This is a genomic window from Antarctobacter sp. (assembly GCF_965277915.1).
GTDB lineage: Bacteria > Pseudomonadota > Alphaproteobacteria > Rhodobacterales > Rhodobacteraceae > Antarctobacter.
On the sequence record NZ_OZ255849.1, the window covers coordinates 3,374,199 to 3,395,872 of the forward strand.

18 protein-coding genes are annotated in these 21,674 nt (G+C 66.9%); 11 read left to right on the forward strand and 7 right to left on the reverse strand.

Annotation, left to right across the window (positions count from 1 at the left end):
* Positions 1-116 precede the first annotated feature (116 nt).
* Complete coding sequence (meaB, locus tag ACQY5B_RS17340) at positions 117-1,097, reverse strand: methylmalonyl Co-A mutase-associated GTPase MeaB (protein WP_305971910.1); 981 nt, start codon at positions 1,095-1,097, stop codon at positions 117-119.
* A gap of 110 nt (positions 1,098-1,207) precedes the next feature.
* On the opposite strand from meaB, the gene hrpB reads away from it, so the two are divergent.
* Positions 1,208-3,667 carry an ATP-dependent helicase HrpB gene (hrpB, locus tag ACQY5B_RS17345; protein ID WP_420328276.1) on the forward strand — a complete coding sequence of 820 codons (2,460 nt, stop codon included), beginning with the start codon at positions 1,208-1,210 and terminating at the stop codon, positions 3,665-3,667.
* A gap of 69 nt (positions 3,668-3,736) precedes the next feature.
* On the opposite strand, the gene argF is transcribed toward hrpB, so the two are convergent.
* The 3 genes from argF to ACQY5B_RS17360 form a co-directional block, all read right to left on the reverse strand.
* A complete protein-coding gene (argF, locus tag ACQY5B_RS17350) occupies positions 3,737-4,663 on the reverse strand; it encodes an ornithine carbamoyltransferase (RefSeq protein ID WP_420328274.1) in 927 nt (308 codons plus the stop codon).
* Positions 4,664-4,736: 73 nt separating this feature from the next.
* Positions 4,737-5,918, reverse strand: a complete 1,182-nt coding sequence (locus tag ACQY5B_RS17355) for an aspartate aminotransferase family protein (RefSeq protein WP_420328273.1) — start codon at positions 5,916-5,918, stop codon at positions 4,737-4,739.
* A gap of 217 nt (positions 5,919-6,135) precedes the next feature.
* Positions 6,136-7,086 (reverse strand): acyl-CoA desaturase, encoded by a 951-nt coding sequence (locus tag ACQY5B_RS17360; RefSeq protein WP_420328271.1) that lies wholly within the window; start codon positions 7,084-7,086, stop codon positions 6,136-6,138.
* Between the two features lie 169 nt (positions 7,087-7,255).
* Here ACQY5B_RS17360 and ACQY5B_RS17365 point away from each other — a divergent pair, with 169 nt between their 5' ends.
* Complete coding sequence (locus tag ACQY5B_RS17365; protein WP_420328270.1) at positions 7,256-8,236, forward strand: membrane dipeptidase; 981 nt, start codon at positions 7,256-7,258, stop codon at positions 8,234-8,236.
* Positions 8,237-8,257: 21 nt separating this feature from the next.
* On the forward strand, positions 8,258-9,295 hold the full coding sequence (locus ACQY5B_RS17370; RefSeq protein ID WP_420328268.1) for a zinc-dependent alcohol dehydrogenase family protein: 1,038 nt from the start codon (positions 8,258-8,260) through the stop codon (positions 9,293-9,295).
* Positions 9,296-9,297: 2 nt separating this feature from the next.
* On the opposite strand, the gene ybiA is transcribed toward ACQY5B_RS17370, so the two are convergent.
* Both ybiA and ACQY5B_RS17380 read right to left on the reverse strand, forming a co-directional pair.
* Positions 9,298-9,738 carry a riboflavin biosynthesis intermediates N-glycosidase gene (gene ybiA, locus ACQY5B_RS17375; protein ID WP_420328267.1) on the reverse strand — a complete coding sequence of 147 codons (441 nt, stop codon included), beginning with the start codon at positions 9,736-9,738 and terminating at the stop codon, positions 9,298-9,300.
* Between the two features lie 56 nt (positions 9,739-9,794).
* A complete protein-coding gene (locus ACQY5B_RS17380; RefSeq protein WP_420328265.1) occupies positions 9,795-10,937 on the reverse strand; it encodes an amidohydrolase in 1,143 nt (380 codons plus the stop codon).
* A gap of 101 nt (positions 10,938-11,038) precedes the next feature.
* On the opposite strand from ACQY5B_RS17380, the gene ACQY5B_RS17385 reads away from it, so the two are divergent.
* The 3 genes from ACQY5B_RS17385 to ACQY5B_RS17395 all read left to right on the forward strand — a co-directional run bounded on the left by ACQY5B_RS17385 (position 11,039) and on the right by ACQY5B_RS17395 (position 14,068).
* Complete coding sequence (locus tag ACQY5B_RS17385; protein ID WP_420328263.1) at positions 11,039-12,688, forward strand: hypothetical protein; 1,650 nt, start codon at positions 11,039-11,041, stop codon at positions 12,686-12,688.
* Positions 12,685-13,206, forward strand: a complete 522-nt coding sequence (locus ACQY5B_RS17390; protein ID WP_420328261.1) for a hypothetical protein — start codon at positions 12,685-12,687, stop codon at positions 13,204-13,206. The genes ACQY5B_RS17385 and ACQY5B_RS17390 overlap by 4 nt, the downstream gene beginning before the upstream one ends.
* Positions 13,207-13,270: 64 nt before the next feature.
* Entirely contained in the window at positions 13,271-14,068 is a 798-nt protein-coding gene (locus ACQY5B_RS17395; RefSeq protein WP_420328260.1) for a phytanoyl-CoA dioxygenase family protein, read from the forward strand.
* A 54-nt stretch (positions 14,069-14,122) separates the two neighbouring features.
* On the opposite strand, the gene truA is transcribed toward ACQY5B_RS17395, so the two are convergent.
* Positions 14,123-14,890, reverse strand: coding sequence for a tRNA pseudouridine(38-40) synthase TruA (gene truA, locus ACQY5B_RS17400; protein ID WP_420328259.1), 768 nt, complete (start codon positions 14,888-14,890; stop codon positions 14,123-14,125).
* A 198-nt stretch (positions 14,891-15,088) separates the two neighbouring features.
* On the opposite strand from truA, the gene ACQY5B_RS17405 reads away from it, so the two are divergent.
* The 5 genes from ACQY5B_RS17405 to ACQY5B_RS17425 all read left to right on the forward strand — a co-directional run bounded on the left by ACQY5B_RS17405 (position 15,089) and on the right by ACQY5B_RS17425 (position 21,637).
* Complete coding sequence (locus ACQY5B_RS17405) at positions 15,089-16,504, forward strand: YcjX family GTP-binding protein (RefSeq protein ID WP_420328257.1); 1,416 nt, start codon at positions 15,089-15,091, stop codon at positions 16,502-16,504.
* Complete coding sequence (locus ACQY5B_RS17410) at positions 16,501-16,974, forward strand: GNAT family N-acetyltransferase (protein ID WP_420328256.1); 474 nt, start codon at positions 16,501-16,503, stop codon at positions 16,972-16,974. The genes ACQY5B_RS17405 and ACQY5B_RS17410 overlap by 4 nt, the downstream gene beginning before the upstream one ends.
* A complete protein-coding gene (locus ACQY5B_RS17415) occupies positions 16,971-17,981 on the forward strand; it encodes a YcjF family protein (protein ID WP_420328254.1) in 1,011 nt (336 codons plus the stop codon). The genes ACQY5B_RS17410 and ACQY5B_RS17415 overlap by 4 nt, the downstream gene beginning before the upstream one ends.
* Before the next feature lie 96 nt (positions 17,982-18,077).
* Positions 18,078-20,846 (forward strand): DUF2339 domain-containing protein, encoded by a 2,769-nt coding sequence (locus tag ACQY5B_RS17420; protein ID WP_420328253.1) that lies wholly within the window; start codon positions 18,078-18,080, stop codon positions 20,844-20,846.
* An 83-nt stretch (positions 20,847-20,929) separates the two neighbouring features.
* Positions 20,930-21,637 (forward strand): VIT1/CCC1 transporter family protein, encoded by a 708-nt coding sequence (locus ACQY5B_RS17425; RefSeq protein ID WP_420328622.1) that lies wholly within the window; start codon positions 20,930-20,932, stop codon positions 21,635-21,637.
* Positions 21,638-21,674: the final 37 nt, after the last annotated feature.

Here is a 21,674-nt window from a genome sequence, read left to right on the forward strand (position 1 = left end):
CCCGTTTTGGTTATTCGGGGGGCGCCCGGAATCTGGTCTGACGGTGCATATGCAGATGTGCGGGTTTCGTCAAGTCCCTGTTGCAAGGCTTTCCGCGCGGCACCTGCCAAAGCGGCTCATCCCATCTGCAGGTAGTCGCGCAACAACTCCTCCGCCGCGGCCGAGGGCGTCAATCCGCCTGCCTCGACGTCGCGCGCAAGCGCCTCCAGCGCGCCCTTGACCGGCTCCCGTTTCAACCTTGCCAGAAGGCGCTCACGCACTTCGGCCTCGAACCAGAATCGCGCCTGTTCGGCACGGCGGCCGGCGAAATGCCCGGTCTCACGCCGCCAATCGGCGAGCGACTGCATCTCTTCCCAGGCCGTCACCAGGCCCGAATCCTCCAGCGCCGAAACCGTCATCGCCTTCGGAAAACCCTCGGGGTCCTGCGGACGCTTGCGCAACAGGCGCAGCGCACCGGCGTAATCCGCACAGGTTCGAACGGCGGTCGCCTTGAGATCGCCATCGGCCTTGTTGACCAGCAGGATGTCGGCCATCTCCATGATGCCCCGTTTGACCCCCTGCAACTCATCGCCACCGGCCGGCGCCAAGAGCAGCAGGAAGAGGTCGGACATTTCCGCCACCATCGTCTCCGACTGGCCGACGCCCACGGTCTCGATCAGCACCACGTCGAATCCCGCCGCCTCGCAAAGATCGATCGCCTCACGCGTGCGGCGGGCTACACCGCCCAGCTGCGACTGCGACGGCGAAGGCCGGATAAAGGCGTTGCGCTCGCGGCTGAGCCGTTCCATCCGTGTCTTGTCACCCAGGATCGACCCGCCCGAACGCGCGGAACTGGGATCCACCGCCAGCACGGCGACCTTGAGGCCCTGTGCCGTCAGCATCATCCCGAACGCCTCGATGAAGGTGGACTTGCCCACGCCGGGCGTGCCCGACAGACCGACGCGCAGCGCCTCGCGGCCATGTCCCTTCACAGCCTCGAGTAGCGCAAGGGCCTGCGCGCGGTGATCTGCCCGCCCGCTTTCCACCAGCGTGATGGCACGCGCCAGGGCACGCCGTTCGCCCGCCAGGATGCGGGTCTTGAGATCCTCGATATCCATGTGTCCATTTCCCGCGCCCGCGTGGAAAAGTCCAGAGCCGCGACGACGCTGTCGTGCCCCTTTCCCACCGCCCACTTTCCAAGCCTCGCATGGTCGCTCATAACGCGACCATGACCAGACTGCCCATCGACGACGCCCTGCCAGGGCTGATCTCTGCCCTGCGTGACCACGCGCGCGCGGTACTGCAAGCGCCCCCTGGTGCGGGCAAGACGACGCGCGTTCCGCTGGCGATGCTCGACGCCGGTCTGACATCCGGCAAGATCGTCATGCTCGAACCCCGCCGTCTTGCCGCGCGCGCCGCCGCTCAACGACTGGCGGAACAACTGGGCGAAGAACCCGGCCAAACCGTCGGCTACCGCATCCGGGGCGAGTCGAAAGCTTCGAAAGCGACCCGGATCGAGGTTGTCACCGAGGGCATCCTCACCCGCATGATCCAGTCCGACTCGGAAATGACCGGCATCGGCGCCGTGTTGTTCGACGAATTCCACGAAAGGTCCCTGAACGCCGACCTGGGCCTGGCGCTCTGCCTCGAGATCGCCGATGCACTGCGCGATGACCTGATCCTGCTCGCCATGTCCGCCACGCTGGACGCGCAGCCCGTGGCCGACCTGATGCAAGCGCCAGTCGTGACCTCCGAGGGCCGCAGCTTTCCGGTCGATACCCGCTGGCTGCCCCAGCCCCTGGCCAAGCGGCAAAGATTCGACCAGGCAATGGCCGACCTGATCCTTAAGGCCCACGACGAGACAGAGGGCGGTATCCTCGCCTTCCTGCCCGGCGAGGGCGAAATCCGCCGGACCGAGGCATTGCTGAAATCACGTCTGCCCAAGGACACGCATCTGCGGCCGCTCTTCGGCGCGATGGGCCTCGCCGCGCAACGGGCCGCCATCCGCCCGGAATCCTCCGGCCGCAAGCTGGTGTTGGCGACCTCGATTGCCGAAACCTCGTTGACGATCGAGGACATTCGCGTGGTCGTCGACGGCGGCAAGGCGCGCCGCGCGCGCTTCGATCCAGGCTCAGGCATGTCCCGGCTGGTCACCGAACGCGTCACCCGTGCCGAGGCGACGCAGCGCGCCGGTCGTGCGGGCCGTGTCGCGCCCGGGATGGCCTACCGACTCTGGACCAAAGGTGAGGAAGGCGGGCTAAACCCCTATCCTCCCGCAGAAATCGAGGCCGCTGACCTGGCGGGACTTGCGCTGGAAATCGCGCTCTGGGGCGCAGATCCCACGGACATGCCCTTTCTGACGCCTCCGCCTGATGGCGCCTTTGCCGAAGCGCAAGCCCTGCTCAGACTCCTCGGCGCGCTGGACAACGAGAACCGGATTACCGCGCACGGCAGGATCTTATCCACATTGCCACTTCACCCAAGGCTTGCACATATGGTGACTCTTGGCGGGCAGAAATCCGCCAATCTGGCTGCACTCTTGTCCGATCGCGATCCACTCACATCGGCATCCACAGACCTTGCCCTACGCCTTGATGCGCTGCGCGATCCACGCGGATTTTCCGAGCGAAGGCCCGAGCAGATCAACCGTGGCGCCCTGGAACGCATCCGTGCAGAGGCGAAACGCCTGTCGCAAAGCATAAGAAAGCGCAACAAAACCCCTGAAATGGAACAGGATTTCAGCGATGCGGAACTGGCGGCCCTGGCCTATCCCGACCGCATCGGGCTGCGCCGCAAAGGAGAGGCCGCCCGCTTCCAGTTGTCCGGCGGCAAGGGCGCGGTCATGGAGGACCATGACCCGCTGGCCGGCGAGCGCCTGATCGTCGTCACCGACACGGACGGCAACCCGCGCGAGGCGCGCATCCGCCAGGCCATCGCGATTTCCCTGGCCGAGGTTCGCGCGCTCTTTGCCGACCGGATCGCCTGGCAGGACCTCTGCGAATGGTCCAAGCGCAACCGCCGCGTCATTGCCCGCCAGCAGGAACGGCTGGGGGCCATCGCTCTGGATGATCGCATCTGGAAAGACGCCCCCGAAGAGGCCGTGGCCCGCGCCATGCTGGACGGTGTGCGCGACCTGGGGATCACCCTGTCGGATGCCGCCCGAAGGTTCACAGCCCGCGTCGCTTTGGCTCGCGAGGCCGGGCAGGACCTGCCCGACATGTCCCCCGAGGCGCTCATGGAGACGCTCGAAGACTGGCTCCTGCCCTACCTCGGCGGCGTCCGCACCGCCGCTGACTGGAAACGCTTTGACCTGTTGCCAGCCCTTCGCGCCCGACTGGACTGGATCCAAACGCAGGCACTGGACGCAGCCATCCCGGCGCATTTCACCACGCCGCTCGGCCGCAAAGTGCCAATCGACTATTCCGGCGAACACCCGGAGATCCAGTTGCGCCTGCAGGAACTCTTTGGCCAGACGACACATCCGATGGTGGGACGTACCCCGCTGCGGATCACCCTCCTGTCACCCGCCCAGCGTCCGGTGCAGACCACGATGGACCTGCCCGGCTTCTGGTCCGGGTCCTATGCCGACGTCCGCAAGGACATGCGCGCGCGCTATCCCCGGCACCCCTGGCCCGAGGATCCGACGCAGGCCGACCCCACGCTGCGGGCAAAACCGCGCGGCACGTAACAGGCGTGGCTGGCGGGTGGGCCGCTGACGCGCGCAGGCGCGGCAGTCGGGGCGCCTGGCAGTCCGCCTTCAGGCCCCCAGGCAGTAGCGCATGATGGCCTTCTGCGCGTGCAGCCGGTTTTCGGCCTCGTCCCAGATCACCGAATGCGGCCCGTCCATGACCTCCGAGGTCACCTCCTCTTCGCGATGCGCGGGCAGGCAATGCATGAACAGGGCGTCAGGCTTGGCCGCTTCCATCAGCTTGGCGTTCACCTGGTAGGGGCGCAGCATGTTGTGGCGCCGTTCCTTTGCACTCTGAGCGTCGTGCATCGACACCCATGTATCCGCGACGATAAGGTCCGCGCCTTCGACCGCACGCATCGGGTCGCGCTCGATGGTGACTGTGGCACCCTCGTTGCGCGCCCAGCCGACGAACTCCATCTCAGGGTCCAATTGAACCGGGCCGGAAAAGGTCAGGTCGAATCCGAACTGGCCGGCCGCGTGCAGGAACGAAGCACAGACGTTGTTGCCATCGCCGCACCAGACCACCTTCTTGCCCGCGATCGGGCCGCGGTGTTCCTCAAAGGTCTGGATGTCAGCCATGATCTGACAGGGATGTGTGCGGTCGGTCAGGCCGTTGATGACGGGCACGCTGGCGTATTCCGCCATCTCTTCCAGCACGGATTCATCAAAGGTCCGGATCATGATGAGGTCGACATAGCGCGACAGCACGCGGGCGGTGTCGGCGATGGTCTCGCCGTGGCCCAGCTGCATCTCGCTGCCCGAAAGGACCATGCTCTGTCCGCCCATCTGGCGCACGCCCACGTCAAACGAGACGCGCGTCCGGGTCGAGGGCTTCTCGAAGATCAGCGCCACCATGCGGCCCGCCAGCGGCTGGTCGTCGTCGGGGGCCGCCTTTGGCCGCCCGTCACGGGCGGATTTCATCGATTTGGCCTGATCGATGATCGACCGCAAGGCGGCCTTGTCGGTTTTGTGGATATCCAGGAAATGGTTCATGTCGTTGTTCTTCTTGCAATTCGGGGCGCGACGGGTGCCACCCCCGATGTCCCTTTTCGGCCCGGGGCCGGTTTCAGGCAGAGACCTTCGTTACGGCGGAGGCAGCAGCATCCAGCCGCTTGAACGCCTCGCCAATCTCATGTTCGGTGATGTTCAGCGGCGGTAGCAGGCGCACGATATTGTCCGCGGCCGGGACGGTGATGACCTCGGCATCATAACCCGCCTTGACCACATCCACGTTCGGCAGCTTGCACTTCAGCCCCAGCATCAGACCATTGCCGCGCACCCCCTCAAAGACATCCGGATGCGCCGCGACCAGGCCTTCGAGTTTTTGCCGCAAGAGGCCCGCGCGGGCGCGGACCCCCTCCAGGAATTCGGGATCGGACACGATGTCCATCACGGTCTTGCCCACGGCACAGCCCAGCGGGTTGCCGCCATAGGTCGAGCCATGCGTGCCCGCGGTCATGCCGCAGGCTGCCTCTTCCTTGGCCAGCACGGCACCCAGCGGAAAGCCTCCACCGATGCCCTTTGCGACCATCATGATGTCCGGTTCCACGCCCGCCCATTCATGCGCGAACAGCCGTCCGGTCCGTCCGACACCGCATTGCACCTCGTCGAGGATCAGCAGGATGCCCTTTTCGTCGCACAGCGCACGCAGGCCTTTCAGGCACTGGTCAGGCAGGGTGCGAATGCCGCCCTCGCCCTGCACCGGCTCGATCAGGATCGCGCCCACGGTCTCGTCGATGGCGGCGTGCAGCGCGTCGTGATCGCCCCAGGGCAGGGTCTTGAACCCGCCCAGCACCGGGCCGAACCCCTTGACCATCTTCTCCGAACCGGAGGCCGCGATGGCCGCGGAGGAGCGCCCGTGGAAACAGCCCTCGAAGGTCAGGATCGTGGTCTTGTCCGGCTGGCCTTTCTCGTACCAGTACTTCCGCGCCATCTTGACCGCCAGTTCGCAGGACTCGGTTCCGGAATTGGTGAAAAAGACCGTATCGGCAAAACTGGTTTCCACCAGCTTGTCGGCCAGCGCCTGCTGGTTGGGAATCTCGTAGAGGTTAGAGACATGCCAGAGCTGGCCCGCCTGGTCGGTCAGCGCCTTGACCAGCTCGGGGTTCGCATGGCCCAGCGCGTTGACGGCGATGCCGCTGCCCAGGTCCAGGAATCGGCGCCCGTCTTCCTCTGTCAGCCAGCAGCCCTCGCCCTTCACGAAATGCAGGGGCGCGCGGTTGTAGGTGGGCAGAACGGAGGGGATCATGTCGCAGTCCTCGAAAGTGTGGAAGCCCGATTGGTGGCAAGGCCGGGGGGCCAAGTCAAGAAGGGCCATGTTTTGAAGGGAGATATGACGCAGGACATCACGCCCGGTCGGGGGCGCGGAAACGATGAGCTCAGGCTCGTCGGGTTCGGGTCGCGTGCATCATGCCGCGCAGATAGACGGATAACGGGCGAAAGAAAAGCGTTAAAACACGGGCGTCTCAGTCTAGCCGCCGCAGACCGGCGCGCCGCGGGGCGCTGTGCGGCAGGCGGATGCCGCGGGCCAGCCCCAGCCAGGCCAGCGCCTGGATCAAACGAAAGCCCGGATCCGACTGTCCCGGAAGGACGCCCAGCCGTGCGGAATGCGGAAAGGCATGGTGATTGCCGTGCCAGTTCTCCCCAAAGGTGATTGGGCCAAAGCCCGGCAGGTTGTATCCCTGCACCGGCAGCCCATCGATGGTCCAGTCCTGCTGGCCACCCTTGTGGGCCGCGTGTCCGATGGCCCAGTGCCCGGTCAGCGAGACTAAGATCCGCAGCGACACGCCCCAGAAAACCCAGCCCCAGCCGCCAAAGACAAACAGCACCAGCGCAACGGGCAGTTGCTGCGCCCACCACATCCGTTCCATCCAGCGATAGACCGGGTCCAGCGCGATCTCTGGCTCGATCTCGAAGACCGGCGGATGGTCGAGGCGGAATTCGCAGTGCATCTGCCACCAAGCGTCTTTCAGCGGCCCGGCGCCGTGCGACGGATGCGGTGGGCAGTTGGCCTGTCGCTGGTGCCAGTCGCGCATGTCATGGGCGCGGATCATGCCAAAGGGCCCCGCCATGCTGACAAGGACACCCAACCAGACAAGTAGATACTCCAAGGGCTTGGAGGTCTCGAAACTGCGATGGATCAGCAGGCGGTGCATGCCGACGGAATGACCCGCGCAAATGGTGATCCCCGTCAGCAGCAGGAATACTGCCAGACCACCCCAGGACGGAAAATCCGTAATCGCCAGAACACCGCCAAGCGCATGCACAAACCACCAGATGGACTTTGCCGGGGCCCAGTGGATGCGCCCGGTGCAGGGGTCAGTGCCCGGCACGGCCCTCACCCGTTCACTGGACAGGACACCCATCGTAGGGGCCGGGCTTGCACCCGCGTCCATGTCTTGCGCTGCCTGGAACATTGCGCCCTGCACCTTCTGCCACGGTTGCCGAAGGATCGGCCAGAGCCTGCCTTCAGCACAAGTCAGGGATTCCGCCGCGGGCCCTTCCGGATCATCGGGACGAACAGGCAGCCAAGGGGCACTGTTGACAGCATTGCGTGAAACAGCGCGCAGGGCTAGCGTCTTCGTCATGACAGCACCGCTTATCGACAACCTGCAATACTGCAACTTTTCCGAAAAGGTCTTTCGCCAATTGCGCGCGGGCGGCGTGGACGCGATCCATGTCACCATCGCCTACCACGAAAGCTTTCGCGAGATGGTGCTGAACCTCGAACGCTGGAACCGCTGGTTCGAACGCTATCCCGATCTGATCATGCGCGGGACAGAGGCGGCGCATGTCCGCGAGGCTCAGGAGACCGGCCGCACCGCCGTCTTTTTCGGGTTTCAGAATCCCTCGCCCATCGAGGATGACATCGGCCTTGTCGAGATTGCACACCAGCTGGGCGTGCGCTTCATGCAGCTGACCTACAACAACCAGTCTCTGCTAGCGTCCGGCTGCTACGAGGAAGACGACACAGGCCTGACCCGCATGGGCCGCGCCGTGGTGGCAGAGATGAACCGCGTCGGGTTGGTCATCGACATGAGCCATTCGGCAGAGCGTTCGACGCTGGAGGCAATCGACCATTCGACCCGCCCCATTGCCATCACCCATGCCAACCCCGACTGGTGGCACCCCGCCCTGCGCAACAAGTCGGACGAGGTCCTGCGCGCCCTGACCAACTCCGGCGGGATGCTGGGCTTTTCGCTCTATCCGCATCACTTGGCGGGCGGCACGAATTGCTCCCTCACCGGGTTCTGCGAGATGGTTGCAGAGGCCGCTGATCGCTACGGGGCAGACAACCTCGGCATGGGCAGCGACCTGTGTCAGGACCAGCCGGACAGCGTCGTCGAATGGATGCGCGTGGGGCGCTGGACCAAGAACATCGACTATGGCGAAGGCTCGGCCGCCGCGCCCGGGTTCCCGCCGATGCCGGACTGGTTCCAGAACAACCGCGACTGGGACAACATTCGCGACGGGCTGCGCGAGATTGGCTTTTCGCGGGCCGAAACGGACGGCCTCCTGGGCGGCAACTGGCTGCGGTTCTACGAGATGAGCTTTGGTCCCGCCTGACCGGGCCTGAAAGGACACCCAATGAAAGCCATGCTCTATGAAGCCTTCGGCGCGCCGCCGAGGATCACCACCCTGCCCGATCCCGCGCCCGTACCGGGTGGCGTCGTGCTGAAGGTCGAGGCGACGGGCCTCTGCCGCAGCGATTGGCACGGATGGATGGGGCACGACCCCGACATCGAGCTGCCGCATGTGCCCGGACATGAATTGGCCGGCAATATCGCGGCGGTTGGCGACGGCGTCACGCACTGGTCAGAGGGCGACCGGGTGACGGTCCCCTTCATCTGCTCCTGTGGCAACTGCCCGGAATGTCACGCGGGGCACCAACAGGTCTGCGACAACCAGTTTCAGCCCGGCTTCACCCATTGGGGCAGCCATGCCGAATACGTCGCCCTGCCGCAGGCCGACCTGAACCTCATCGGGTTACCGCCGGACATGGCGTTCGACACTGCGGCCAGCTTGGGTTGCCGATTTGCCACCAGTTTCCGCGCCGTGGTCGACCAGGGACGGGTCTCTGGCGGCGAATGGGTCGCCGTACATGGCTGCGGTGGCGTGGGCCTCTCTGCCATCATGATCGCGCGGGCGATGGGCGCGCGGGTCCTGGCGGTGGACATCGACGCGAACAAGCTGGACATGGCGCGCGGCGTGGGCGCCACGGCCGTCGTGGACGCGCGCGCCGGGAACGTCCCGGAGGCCGTGCGCGACCTGACGCGCGGCGGCGCGCATCTTTCGATAGATGCACTCGGCCACCGCGACACCTGCGCCAACTCGATCCTGTGCCTGCGCAAGCGCGGCCGACATGTGCAGGTCGGCTTGCTGCTGGCCGACCAGAGCCGCCCGCCCCTGCCGATGGATCGCGTGATCGGCTGGGAACTGGAAATCCTCGGCAGCCACGGCATGCAGGCGCATCGCTACGGTGCGATGCTGGACATGATCGCCAGCGGTGCGCTGTCGCCTGACCAGCTGATCGGAGAGCGGATCAGCCTGGAAGAGGCGGTGCCAGCGCTGATGGCGATGGACAGCTTTCAGGCGCGCGGCACGACGGTCATCACCCGGTTCTGACCTCAGCCACGCAATTCCTCGCGCACCTGCATCAGGATCTCACCCAGCCGGTTCAGCCCCTGCCCGTCCGGCCCGCATCCCCAGTAGGCATCCATTGGCGCGTTCTCCACGATCAGCGCATCTCGGGTGGACAGCAACAGGTCACGCGGCCCCCGATGCAGGGTGAACTTGTCCCGCACGGCCTCGAGCATGATCCCGTCCTTGACCTCTTCCCAGTCATCACGCAGCGGGATCTCGCGGGACATGCCCAGCGCCTTGGCCTGCTTCGGGCGCGAGCACAGGCGGATGCGTTCACGGTGGGCCATGTCGTGAAACTTCATCGCCTGGAAATAATGCTCGACCGTGCGCCACCACAGGCCCTCCTTGTCCACGCCATAGGGCGCGAAGTTCGAGAACTCTCCGTATGGGTCGGTCTGGGCGTAGAAATAGATGGTGTCGGTCATGGCCCCAGAGAGCCCGAAAGCGGTCGCGCCGCCAGTCCGGTATTCCCGACGTGCCCTCAGCCGGCCTGCGCGTCGATGGCGCGCAGAAACACAGACGCGCCGATCCCGATCAGCTCGTCCGGGAAATCATAGTCCGGATTGTGCAGCGCCGGCGCCTCCTCTCCGGCACCAAGGAAGAACATGGCAGAGGGCATCCTGCTGCCGAACAGCCCGAAATCCTCCGAGGCGCGCATGGGCACGGCGGCGTCCCTGCGCGGCAGCCCTTCGACCGCGCGTTCCAGCAGGGTCACCGCCTCGGGCGCGTTCACGCAATGGCCAAAGGCCTCGTGCACCGTGATTTCAGTGTCAAAGCCCCGTGCCGCTCCGGCGATCATGCCGCGTGCCTCGGCCTCGAGATCGGCCATCTGGTCATCCAACAGGGTCCGCAGGGTGACGTAAAGATCGGCTTCTCCCGGGGCTACGCCAAAGGCCGGGACACCCAGCCGGGCATGTGTCACGGTGGCCAGCCGGAACCCCGGGTCGTCGGTCGGCAGATCCCGGCCGAGCCCCGCCAGTCCCGGGATCAGGGCGGCCAGCGCCACGCCCGGCGACTGGCCCGTCTCAGGCTGCGAGGCATGGGCGGTTCGCCCGTTCAAACGCACGCGCAACCCGCGCGAGGCACAGTTGACCGACCCCTCTCGCAGGGCCACAACGCCCAGCGGCAAACCGGGCAGATTGTGCAAGGAAACCGCCATCCGCGCGCCCAGCGTCGCAAAGCGCGGGTCCGCCAGCACGGCGCGCGCGCCCGCGCCGGTTTCTTCGGCCGGCTGGAACAACAGGATCACCCGACCCGTGGGCGGGTTTCGCGACAGGGCCTGCGCCACCGCGTGCAGGATCGCCATGTGGCCATCGTGCCCGCAAAGATGCGCCACACCGGGCTGTTCCGACCGCCATTCGGGCGTGCCCGTTTCCTCGATCGGCAGGGCGTCCAGTTCGCACCGGATCAAAAGCCCGCCTTCCCCTTTGCCAAAGACCGCCGCCACGCCGGTTCTCCCCAGCCCGGTAATGACCTCGGACGCACCCAGGGTCCGCATCTCTGCGGCGATGCGCAGGGCAGTGGCATGTTCGGCCCCGGACAATTCCGGCGCCCGGTGCAGTGCATGGCGCAAGGCCCGCGCCCGTTGCACGATGTTCGCGTCGATCGCATCCGCTGCCGACATGCCATCCCCCTTGCCGATAGCGCAGCCTTTCACGGTGCAGGGCCCTGACGCAAGCCCGGCAGGCCCTTCCCAGCTTGCGATCTAGCTGGCACAGTCACCACATGAAGGATCTCGCCTGCCCCTCGCCCCGGACCGGTCTGCGCCCGCCGTCACAGGTCATGCGCCTGCACCGCATGGGCGCCAGCTTTCCAACCCGGTTGAGCTTTCTGCGGGTTCTGACCCGGCGCCTGGCCGCCGAAGGCGCCAGGCTGCGGCGCCCGGTCTGGAACATCGGCGCAGATGGTTTCGGCCATGCGGTCTATACCATTGCATTGGGCGGGTACGACTACAGCCTTGTCGCCGTCTCGACCCACCTCCCCGACGAGATGCGCACTGACCGCGTGATCGCAACGGCCTGGGACACGGCCTATGTCCTTTACGACGGCATCCCCGACGCCGAGGAAATCGCCCGCATCTGCGCCGCCGCCCCGCAACAGGAGGCCGCCCGCTACACGGAAAGAGACCTCGTGCTGTCGCGCGCGAACAAGTCCCTGCGGCTCTTTGCCCATGTGGTCGAGCGCCTGCGTAAAGGCCAGCAACCGGATGCGGACTTGGTCAACCGGGTCGGCTATCTGATGCGGACAACGGCGGTCTACGGAAATGGCAAGTTCGGCATCGCCGACCGGGGCCTGATCGCGGACCGCCCCGGGATCGAGGGTGCCTTTGCCGCCGAGATGCTGACGGTCTGGCTCATCCGGAGCTTTACCCACGATCTTGTCGAACATCTTGGCGGCGCGGCCCTTTATCCGGCCCTAAAACGCCACCTTGGCATCGGCAATTCAACCGGGCTGGGCATGGCCCCCTTCCTGGTGTCGCATCCCGTTCTGCTGAACAACTGGATGCAGGCACGCGAAACCGCGCTGGCAAGGGTCCGCGCCCTGCCCGCGCTGGACCCGGCAAATCGCTCCCGGCTGACCGATCTGTGCGACCGTGTCGCCGCGCACCTTGATGAATGGCAGGTGCCGAACCCGGACCATCAGGCGCGGATCGACCGGATCCGGACCGAATGGCCGGCACTGCGCGGCTTTGTCGAGGACCTGCCGGACGACGCGCCCATCGACGCGCTTATCCGCCGGTCCGAGGCATTCTCGGTCGATACACAGGAACTGTGTGTCGCGCTGGCGCTGGAACCGTTCGGAGACATCGTCGACGACCTCGCATCGGCCATGACCGACCCGCTGGCCCCGCCGGCAAATGGATTCGAGGACGCCCGATCCCTGCGCGCGACCATCGAAACGCATTTCGACTGGGCGCTGCAGTTGGATTTCAACGAGGCCGCACAGCAACGCCGCTTCTGGTACGTTTCCGAAGAAAAGCTGGAACCCCGGCTGGGCGATCGTTTCGACGACCCCGGGGCAGAACGTGAAAGCCCGCTGGACATTGGGCGGCGCGTACAAGCGCTTTGGCGTGCGCTGGACGGCGTCACGGACCTGCGCGCCTTTCGCTCCGCACGGCCCGAACATGAACTGGCCCTCGCCCGGGTCGCCTGTCTGGTCGCGCATCCCTATGCCGAAATCCGGGACAACCTGATCGCCGAAAGCTGTCTGCCGATCGACATGCTGCGCTGCAAGCTGGCCTTTTTCGGCGCCACCAAGTTCGATCCGAAATCCGACCGCTGGACCCGCATCACCCTTGCCCAGGGAGCCCCGCTGCCAGAGGACCTGGGGACTGCGCGGGCCGATGACTGGTGGCTTGCGGGGTTGGGCGCATGAGCTATTCCGCCAATGAAATAGCCGCCCTCGCGCAAAAGGCCGCGCGCGGCGCCGGCTTCCCGCCGCACCAGGCCCAGGTCTTTGGCGCCGCTGCGGTGCAGTTCCTTGCCGGCGGCGGAGAGCCGCAGGCCTTGCTGGACGCGCTGTCCGATCCCGGCGACAGCCCGATCCTGCGCCTTCCGCTGCTGGTCGAGGACATCCGGCGCGCCGTCGATCTTGCCGGCCCACGGATCACCCTCACCCTGCAATCAGGGGACGAGGCGCTGGCTCCGGCCTATGCCCGGCTGGCCGGACTGCACATCGCGCAAGCCGAGCTGGGACAAAGCGAGGACGGATTGCCCCGGTTGCTTTTGGAAACCGATCCCGACCGGGACGGGGCCGCAGCCCTGCCGCCGCGCATCGCGGTGGAGCCGCCTTTGATGAACCGGCTGTCCTCCCTCGCGGCGCGGACATATGTCCCGGCATCGGACAGTTCGCGCAGTGCCGGCGCAGGCGCGGGTGACATCGACAACGACTGACCCGGGCGCCGCTTGCCCACACCGGCGCCCCGTGCTTCTCTCCGCCCAAATTCAGGAGAGTCCCATGCCCCACCCATTGCTGACCCAGGCCGACATCGACGATTACCAGCGCAACGGCGTGGTGGTTGTGCGGGGTCTCTGGGCCGACCAGGTCGAATCCCTGCGCGCCGGTGTGGCCCGCAACATGGCAGAGCCGGGGCCCTACGCGGCTGAAAACCTCAAGGAAGGTGAGGCCGGGCGTTTCTTTGATGACTACTGCAACTGGCAGCGCATCCCCGAGTTCGAAGAGGTCATCCGCAGCTCTCCCGTGGCCGAGGTGGCCGCCGACCTGATGCGGTCGGACAGCGCGCAGCTGTTCCACGATCATGTTCTGGTCAAGGAACCGGGCACGTCAAAGCCCACGCCCTGGCACCAGGACGGCCCGTATTACTTTGTCCAGGGCCGCCAGACAGTCAGTTTCTGGAGCCCGCTGGACCCGGTGCGCGAGGCCACTCTGCGCTGCGTCGCCGGATCGCACCTCTGGGAAAAGCCCGTGCTGCCGACGCGCTGGCTGTCCGAAGAGGATTTCTATCCCGACGCGGATGCCTACATGCCGGTGCCGGATCCGGACGCCGAGGGCATGGAGGTTCTCGAATGGGCGCTGGAGCCGGGTGACGCCGTGGCCTTCAACTTTGCCATCCTGCACGGTGCGCGCGGCAATGACAGCCCGACACGGCGCCGTGCCTTTTCGCTGCGGCTGGTGGGGGATGACGCGCGTTATGTCACGCGCCCCGGCCCCACCTCGCCGTCCTTTCCCGGTCACGACATGGCAGAGGGCCAGCGTCTGCGCGAGGATTGGTTCCCGGTCCTGTTCCACCGCTGATCCCGCTCCGACGGGTGCCTTTTGGGCCCACAATTCGCAGGGCCGCGGGCCGTCTCAGGCGAAAGGATCGTCCGGATAGCCGACGCCCATCAGGCTCAGTCCGTCCGGCGGGCAAACGGGCCCGCAGGCAGCGCGCGACTGCGCCTCAAGCGCGGTCCTCACGTCCTCCGGCGCCCAGGCACCGGCGCCGACCCGTTCCAGCGTGCCAACGATAGAGCGCACCTGGTTGTGCAGGAAACTCCGGGCGCGCAGGAAGAAATGCACTTCGGGTCCGGCCAGCCCCTCGACCCGCCTGATGGTGATTTCATCCATCGTCTTGACCGGCGATTTCGCCTGGCACATGACCGACCGGAATGTGGTGAAGTCGTGCTGACCCAGCAGGTAGGCCGCGCCGTCGCGCATCGCCTCGACGTCCAGTTCGTGGTTGACGCGCCAGACCTGTCCGGCCTCCAGCGTGGCAGGCGCCCGCCGCATCAACAGCCGGAACAGGTAGCGCCGCTCGACCGCCGAAAACCGTGCGTGCCACTCGTCGGAAACCGCCGCTGCGGCGCGGATTGCCACCGGTGAGGGCTTGAGGTGAAAGTTCAGCGCTTCGGACAGGCGAAACGGGTCCCAGGTCTTGTCCATGTCGCAATGGGCCACCTGACCGCGCGCATGAACCCCTGCATCGGTTCGCCCGGCCGCAGCGATGGTATGGTCACGCGGCTCCAGCCGGGCCAGCGCGGCCTCGATGGCCGCCTGAACCGAAGGCTGATCCGCCTGCCGCTGCCAACCCGCAAAGGGACGGCCGTCATATTCCACCAAGAGCGCATACCTGGGCATGACGCGCCTCCTAGCCGCACGCCGGGCCAAGGGCAATCCCGCCGGGCTGTCCCGCGCGCGGCAAGACGGGGATGGGCGGGTGGGAGGCGTGCCGCGCGCGGGGCGCAACATTGCCCACATTCCCCCCGCCCGCCTCTGGCCCCGCACCGCGGCAATGACTAAGTTCGCATCCGAACCGAAGGGAAAGGCCCGGAACTCATGGTCATTGGCGCCATCGCCGACACGCTCACCCGCAGCGTCGAGAATGTCACCGGCACCCTGTCGGAAACCTTTTTCGAGCCGACCCTGCGGCTGGGCGTCACCGGGTTGTCGCGGGCCGGCAAGACCGTCTTCATCACCTCGCTGGTGGCGAACCTGATGGACCGCGCCCGCATGTCTCAGCTGGTGGCCGAAAGCGAACAACGCATCCTTTCGGCCTTTCTCCAGCCCCAACCCGACGACACGCTGCCGCGCTTCGACTATGAAACCCATCTGGGCGCCCTGACCGCCCGGACGCCACAGTGGCCGGACAGCACCCGCGCCGTGTCCGAACTGCGCCTGTCGCTGAAAATCCGTCCCGCCGGGCTGCTGTCGGGCCTGCAGGGGCCGCGCACGCTGCATATCGATATCGTGGATTACCCCGGTGAATGGTTGCTGGACCTTTCGCTGATGGAGAAATCCTATACCGAGTGGTCGCAGGACATGCTGGAACGGCTGAAGCTGCGTCCCGGCGGGCCGGAAACGCTGGACCGGCTCCGGTCGGAGGACGCCAGCGCGGAACTCGACGAGACCCGCGCCCGCGCGCTTTCAGAGGCCTACACACAGAGCCTGCACAGCGCCCGCGGCGCCGGGTTTTCCGACTGTTCGCCGGGGCGCTTCCTGCTGCCGGGCGAACTGGAAGGCTCGCCCGTGCTGACCTTTGCGCCGCTGCCACCGATCGATGGCGCCCCGCGCCGCTCGCTCTACCGCGAATTCGAACGACGCTATGACAGTTACAAGGCGCGTGTCGTCAAACCCTTCTTCCGCGACCACTTCAGCCGCATCGACCGCCAGATCGTGCTGGTGGACGCGCTCGGCGCGATTCACGCCGGGCCGCGCGCGATGGAGGATCTGCGCCGCACCCTGGCCGAGATCCTGACCGCCTTCCGCCCCGGAACCAATGCCTTCCTGACCAATCTTCTGATGGGCAAGCGGGTGGAAAAGATCCTGTTCGCCGCCACCAAGGCCGATCACCTCCACCACCTGCAACATGGCCGCCTGACCGGCATCATGGAGGCCCTGACCCGCGAGGCGCGCGACCGGGCGCGCTTTGCCGGGGCAGAAACGCAGGCCATGTCCATTGCAGCCCTGCGCGCCACGACCGAACAGATGATGACCCACCAGGGCAACGAGCTGCCCTGCGTGCGCGGCACCCTGATGGACAGCGGCAAACAGGCCGCTTTCTACCCCGGCGAATTGCCGGAGGACCCTGCGCATCTGCTGGGCAGCGCCCGCAACGGGGCGGAAAACTGGCTCGATCAGGATTACTCGGTGATGAATTTCGCACCCGCGCCGCTGACCCTGAAACCCGGTGAAGGCCCGCCGCACATCCGGCTGGACCGCGCGGCGCAATTCCTCATCGGGGACCGGCTGTGACGACCGCGACGATCACCCTGCGCGCCGCGGACCCGGGCGATGCCGGACGGCTGGGCGCGATGATCACCGAGGCGGTGGAGGCGCGCGCATGGAAGCCGCGCCTGCATTCGGCCGCGCAGGATATCGCGCACGCCGGGACGCTGATCGACCGGGGGTGGGTCACGGTGGCGGAACTGGGGCCGGAGGTGGCGGGCTTCCTCGCCCGCGAAGGAAGCGAGATCCACGCGCTTTTCGTGGCGGGCTGGGCGCAGGGTCGGCGGCTGGGCAGCGCCTTGCTGAACAACGCCAAGGCCCGGACCGATCGGCTGGAACTCTGGACCTTTCAGCAGAACGCGGGTGCGCAACGGTTCTACCTGCGCCACGGTTTTGCCGAGACCGGTCGCACCGCTGGCGAAAACGAGGAAGGCCTGCCCGATATCCACTACCTATGGCGCCGCGATGCGGGTGCCATCAAGGAGCCCGTGACATGAGCCAGCCCCCCAAGGGTCCCGTCCTGATCGACCTCGAAGACGACGCAACCGCGCCCAGCCCTTCCGAGGCGCCGCCCGTCCCCGAACCGCACCTGCCCCCGCCAGAGGGCACCGCGATGACCACCGTCGCGGCGCTGGCCACCCGTGATCCCTCGCCGCTGGCACGTTGGTTCTGGCGGCTGCTGCTGGCGCTGGTGGGCACGCTGGTCTCGATCGCGGCCTGGCGCTTTGTAACCGACCTGATCGCCAGCAACGCACTGCTGGGCTGGGCCGTGACGGCGCTTGTTGCCGCCTTCGGCCTTGTCTGCCTGATGATCATCATCAAGGAAATCGCGGCCTTCTCGCGGCTCGCCCGGATCGACGCGCTGCACCACGCCGCCGAAACCGCCCTGGCCGACGAGGACCTTGCCGGCGCGCGCAAGCTGACCGACGATTTGGTGACGCTCTACAAGGGGCGCGAGGACACGCGCTGGGGCCGGGACAGGCTGAAGTCCCGGCGGGACGAGATTTTCGACGCCTCGGGATTGCTGACTCATGCCGAGGATTCGCTGCTGGCGCCACTGGATGCCGCCGCCCGGCGCGAGGTCGAGGCGGCGGCGCGACAGGTGGCGACGGTGACGGCGCTGGTGCCGCTGGCGCTGGCCGACGTGGTGGCAGCGCTGACCGCCAACCTGCGGATGATCCGCCGCATCGCCGAAATCTATGGCGGGCGTTCGGGCACGCTGGGCAGCTGGCGGCTGACACGGGCGGTGATGTCCCACCTCGTCGCCACGGGGGCCGTGGCGGTGGGCGACGACATGCTGGAGCCGATCCTGGGCGGCGGCCTGCTGGGCAAGCTGTCGCGGCGCTTTGGCGAGGGCATGGTCAACGGTGCCCTGACGGCCCGCGTCGGCGTCGCGGCGATGGAGGTCTGCCGCCCGCTGCCCTTTGGCAAGGGCAAACGCCCCTCTGTCCGGGCGATCATCCGCACATCTCTCAGCGGGCTGGTGATGCAGAACAAAGGCTGATCCAGCGCCGCGCCCGGGGTCCGGCATTCCGGACCTGTGCAGTGCCAGCCCGCCGTCCTAGACTGCGCGACCGAAGCCATCGGAGACCCTCGACGGATGGAAGCGCTACTCGTCATTCTGGGATTGGGCCTTCTGGCCCTGCCCATCGTGGTGATCGTCATGGTCATCATGCAGGTTCGTACGCGCCGCGAAGTACGCGCCTTGCAAGCCCGCCTGCAGGATCTCGAACGCAGCCTTGCGCAAACCACCCGGCCTGTCCCCAGAGAGGGGCCAAGGCCCGTCGCCGTGACCGCCACTGTACCGCGGGACGCCGCCCGATCCACTGCACCAGAGCCGGCCAACCTGTCGCCCGCGCCCGGAGAGGCGCCCAAGGCGCCTTCGAATCAGGCCGACGCGTCAAGGTCTCTCGCGCCCCGGACTACGCCGCCCCGGACCGAAGCGCCCCGTCCCTCCGCCCCGGCCCCTGCGGCGCCGTCGGCCTTTGACCGGCTGGGGCGCTGGCTGCAGGAAAACTGGTTCTACGCCATTGCCGCCGTGTCTCTGTCGCTGGCCGGGGTCTTCCTGGTCCAATACGGCATCGAGATCGGGCTGTTGACACCGACCGCCCGCGTGATCGCGGCGCTTGTGTTCGGCGCGGCCCTGATCGGCGGAGGCGAGACGATCCGCCGACGGTTCGGCGACGACGAAAGCAGCTCGACCATCTACCTGCCCTCGGTGTTGTCGGGGGCAGGCCTCGTCTCTCTGATGGGGGGCGTCCTTGCGGCACGTCTTCTGTATGACCTCGTCGGGCCGGAATCCGCCTTGGCGGCGCTGTTCGGTGTCGCACTGTTCGGGCTGGTTCTGGGTTGGCGGCACGGCCCTCTGCTGGCAGCCATCGGGCTGATCGGCGGCATGGGCGCCCCCTTTGTCGTCGGCGGGCAAAGCAACGCGCCAGAGTGGTTCCTGGTCTATTTCGGCCTGCTCGCGGGCATGGGACTTGGCATTGACACCCTGCGCCGCTGGGCCTGGGTCAGCGTGCTGTCGGTGGTTCTGGCAATTGGCGCCGGGCTGCTGCTGGCCGCGTCGGGCGGCGAGACAATGATGGCAGGCCTGGGAGCCTTTGGCGTCGCGCTGGTGATCATGGTACTGCTGATCCCCTCACGCGGACTGGCGCCCGACCATCAGGGACCGGGCCTTGTACAATCGGTGCTGGAGACAGGGGCACGCGGGCGTCCCGGTTTTCCGCTGATCCTGGCCCTGGGCACACTGGCCGCCTCTTGCGCGATCCTCGGGTATGCCGCCCCTGAAAGCGCACTGACCTGGTGGCTGTCGCTGGCGCTTGCCTCCGGCCTTGCCGTGGCATTGGCGCTGTGGTCACGCGGCGCGCCCGCATTGCAGGAACTGGCGGCGCTGCCGGTGCTGACCCTGCTGGCGCTGATCGGCCTGCCGGATCTGAATGCCCCGGCGCAGGACGTGCTGACGGCTCGATTCATAGCCGGGCAGGACCTGACCGAACAGCGGATGCTGATGGATTTCACGCTGATCCTGCTGGCAGCAGTCCTGCCCGGGCTGGCCGCGGCCTGGCGCAGCCTGCAATCCGGAGGCCATGCCACCTGGGCAGCAGCAGCGGCTCTGATTGCGCCGCTTGCTGGCTTGGCGCTGGAATTCGGCTGGCACCCGGCGATGATGATCGGCACCTGGCCCTGGGCACTGCATGCGCTGGCTCTGGCCGGGCTGATGGTGGCCAAGGCCGCCCGGTTTGCCCGCGCCGACACAACGGACCGCCTGCGGCCGGCCTTGGCCACGGTCTCGGCCCTGGCCTGCATCGCCTTTGCCCTGACCATCCTGCTGACCGATGCCGCGCTGACGCTGGCACTGGCGGCGGTGGTGGTCAGCGCGACCGCGCTGGACCGACGGTTCGACCTGCCGCAGATGACCGGCTTTGTCGCGATGGGCGTGCTGGCGTTGGGTTATCGGCTGTTGATCCAGCCGGGGCTCGACTGGGCGCTGGAGGCGCCGGCGGTCGAGATGCTGGGCGCCTATGGCGGAACCCTTGCCGCCCTGCTGGGCGCGTTGATGCTGGGCCAGCCCCGGCCAAGACCCCGCGCACAGGTCTTTCTGGAAAGCGCCGCCTGGTCGGTGGGCGGCATGACGGTCAGCCTGACGCTTTACCACGCCATCGAAGCCTACGTGGGCCATGTCCCGAAAGAGGCGCACTGGGCGCTTGGCCTGTATGCAACGATTTGGACCGGCACCGCGCTGGCCCAGCTGGAACGCCTGAAAGCGGGCGGCGTGCTGCGCTGGCTACGCGCCGGTCTGGCTGTCGTCTTTGGCCTGGTGGCGCTGATCTGGGTCTCGCTGGGGGTCACTCTCGGCAATCCGCTTATCGAGGAACAGGTTGTGCACGGCCCGATCGGGGTGAACACGCTGATCCCGGCCTACCTGCTGCCGGCGGCGGCCCTGTTGGTCGGCGCGCTTCGGCTGACCCACCTGCGGCGCTGGCTGCGCGTGGTGATCGGCGCGCCCGGTGCTCTCTTGGCGCTCTTTTGGCTGGGGCTTGTGATCCGCCACGCCTGGCAAGGCGGCACATTGATGCACACGGCCAACGGTATCACCGACGGCGAGTTGTACAGCTATACCGTCGCCCTGCTGCTGGCCGGGGCCGGGCTGTTCTACCAGTCGCTGGCACGCAGCTCTGACGGGTTGCGCCGGGCCGGGATCGCCGTGATCGCAGTGGCGGTGGCCAAGGTCTTTCTGATCGACATTTCGGGACTGGCGGGGCTGGTGCGCGTCTTTTCCTTCCTCCTCCTAGGCCTGTCGCTGGCGGGGCTGGCCTGGGTCAACCGCTGGGCACAAACCCGCGCCACGGCGGCACCCGAAGCCTGAGGGTGCGACGCCCGCGCCCTTGACCGCAGGTTCCAGCGGCGCCAACCAAGAAGGACGGGACAAGGGAGAGCGGGCTCATGGAACTGCCGGAACATGGCCATTCCGAAACCGAAATCGCAGAGCGGCTGGCTCATCCGCCAGGCCGTGGCGACCTGAGCGATGCGGTCTATGGCGCCATAGACGGCTGTGTAACAACCTTTGCCATCGTCGCCGGCGTGGCGGGCGCCGGCCTGTCGCCCTTCGTGATCGTGGCGCTTGGGCTGGCCAACGTGCTGGCGGACGGGTTTTCGATGGCGGCCGGAAATTACTCGGCCACCAAGGCCGACCGCGACAACAAGTTGCGCCTGCGCCAGGTCGAGGAACGCCATATCCGTCTCTATCCCGATGGTGAGCGGCGCGAACTGCGCGAGATCCTGCGGCAAAAGGGCCTGTCCGGAACGACTCTGGACGAGGCGGTCGCGCAGATTGCGCAGAACCGCAAGATCTGGATCGAAACGATGCTGGAAGGCGAATACGGCATCGGGTCCGTCGACCCCCACCCCATGCGGGCTGCGCTGGTAACATTCGGCGCCTTCCTGGTGGCCGGCGCCGTGCCGCTGTTGCCCTTCCTGATCGGGCTGGCGCATGGTTTCACCGTGGCCAGTGTGCTGACCCTGGTGACCTTCTTTGCCATCGGATCGCTGAAGAGCATCTGGTCCCTGGCGCCGTGGTGGCGATCGGGACTGGAGACACTCGCCATCGGCGGGGTGGCGGCGGGGATCGCCTATTGGGTGGGGTCCTTGTTCGGATAGTCCACGGGAAAGTCGGGTTTACCGCACTCGCGCCAAA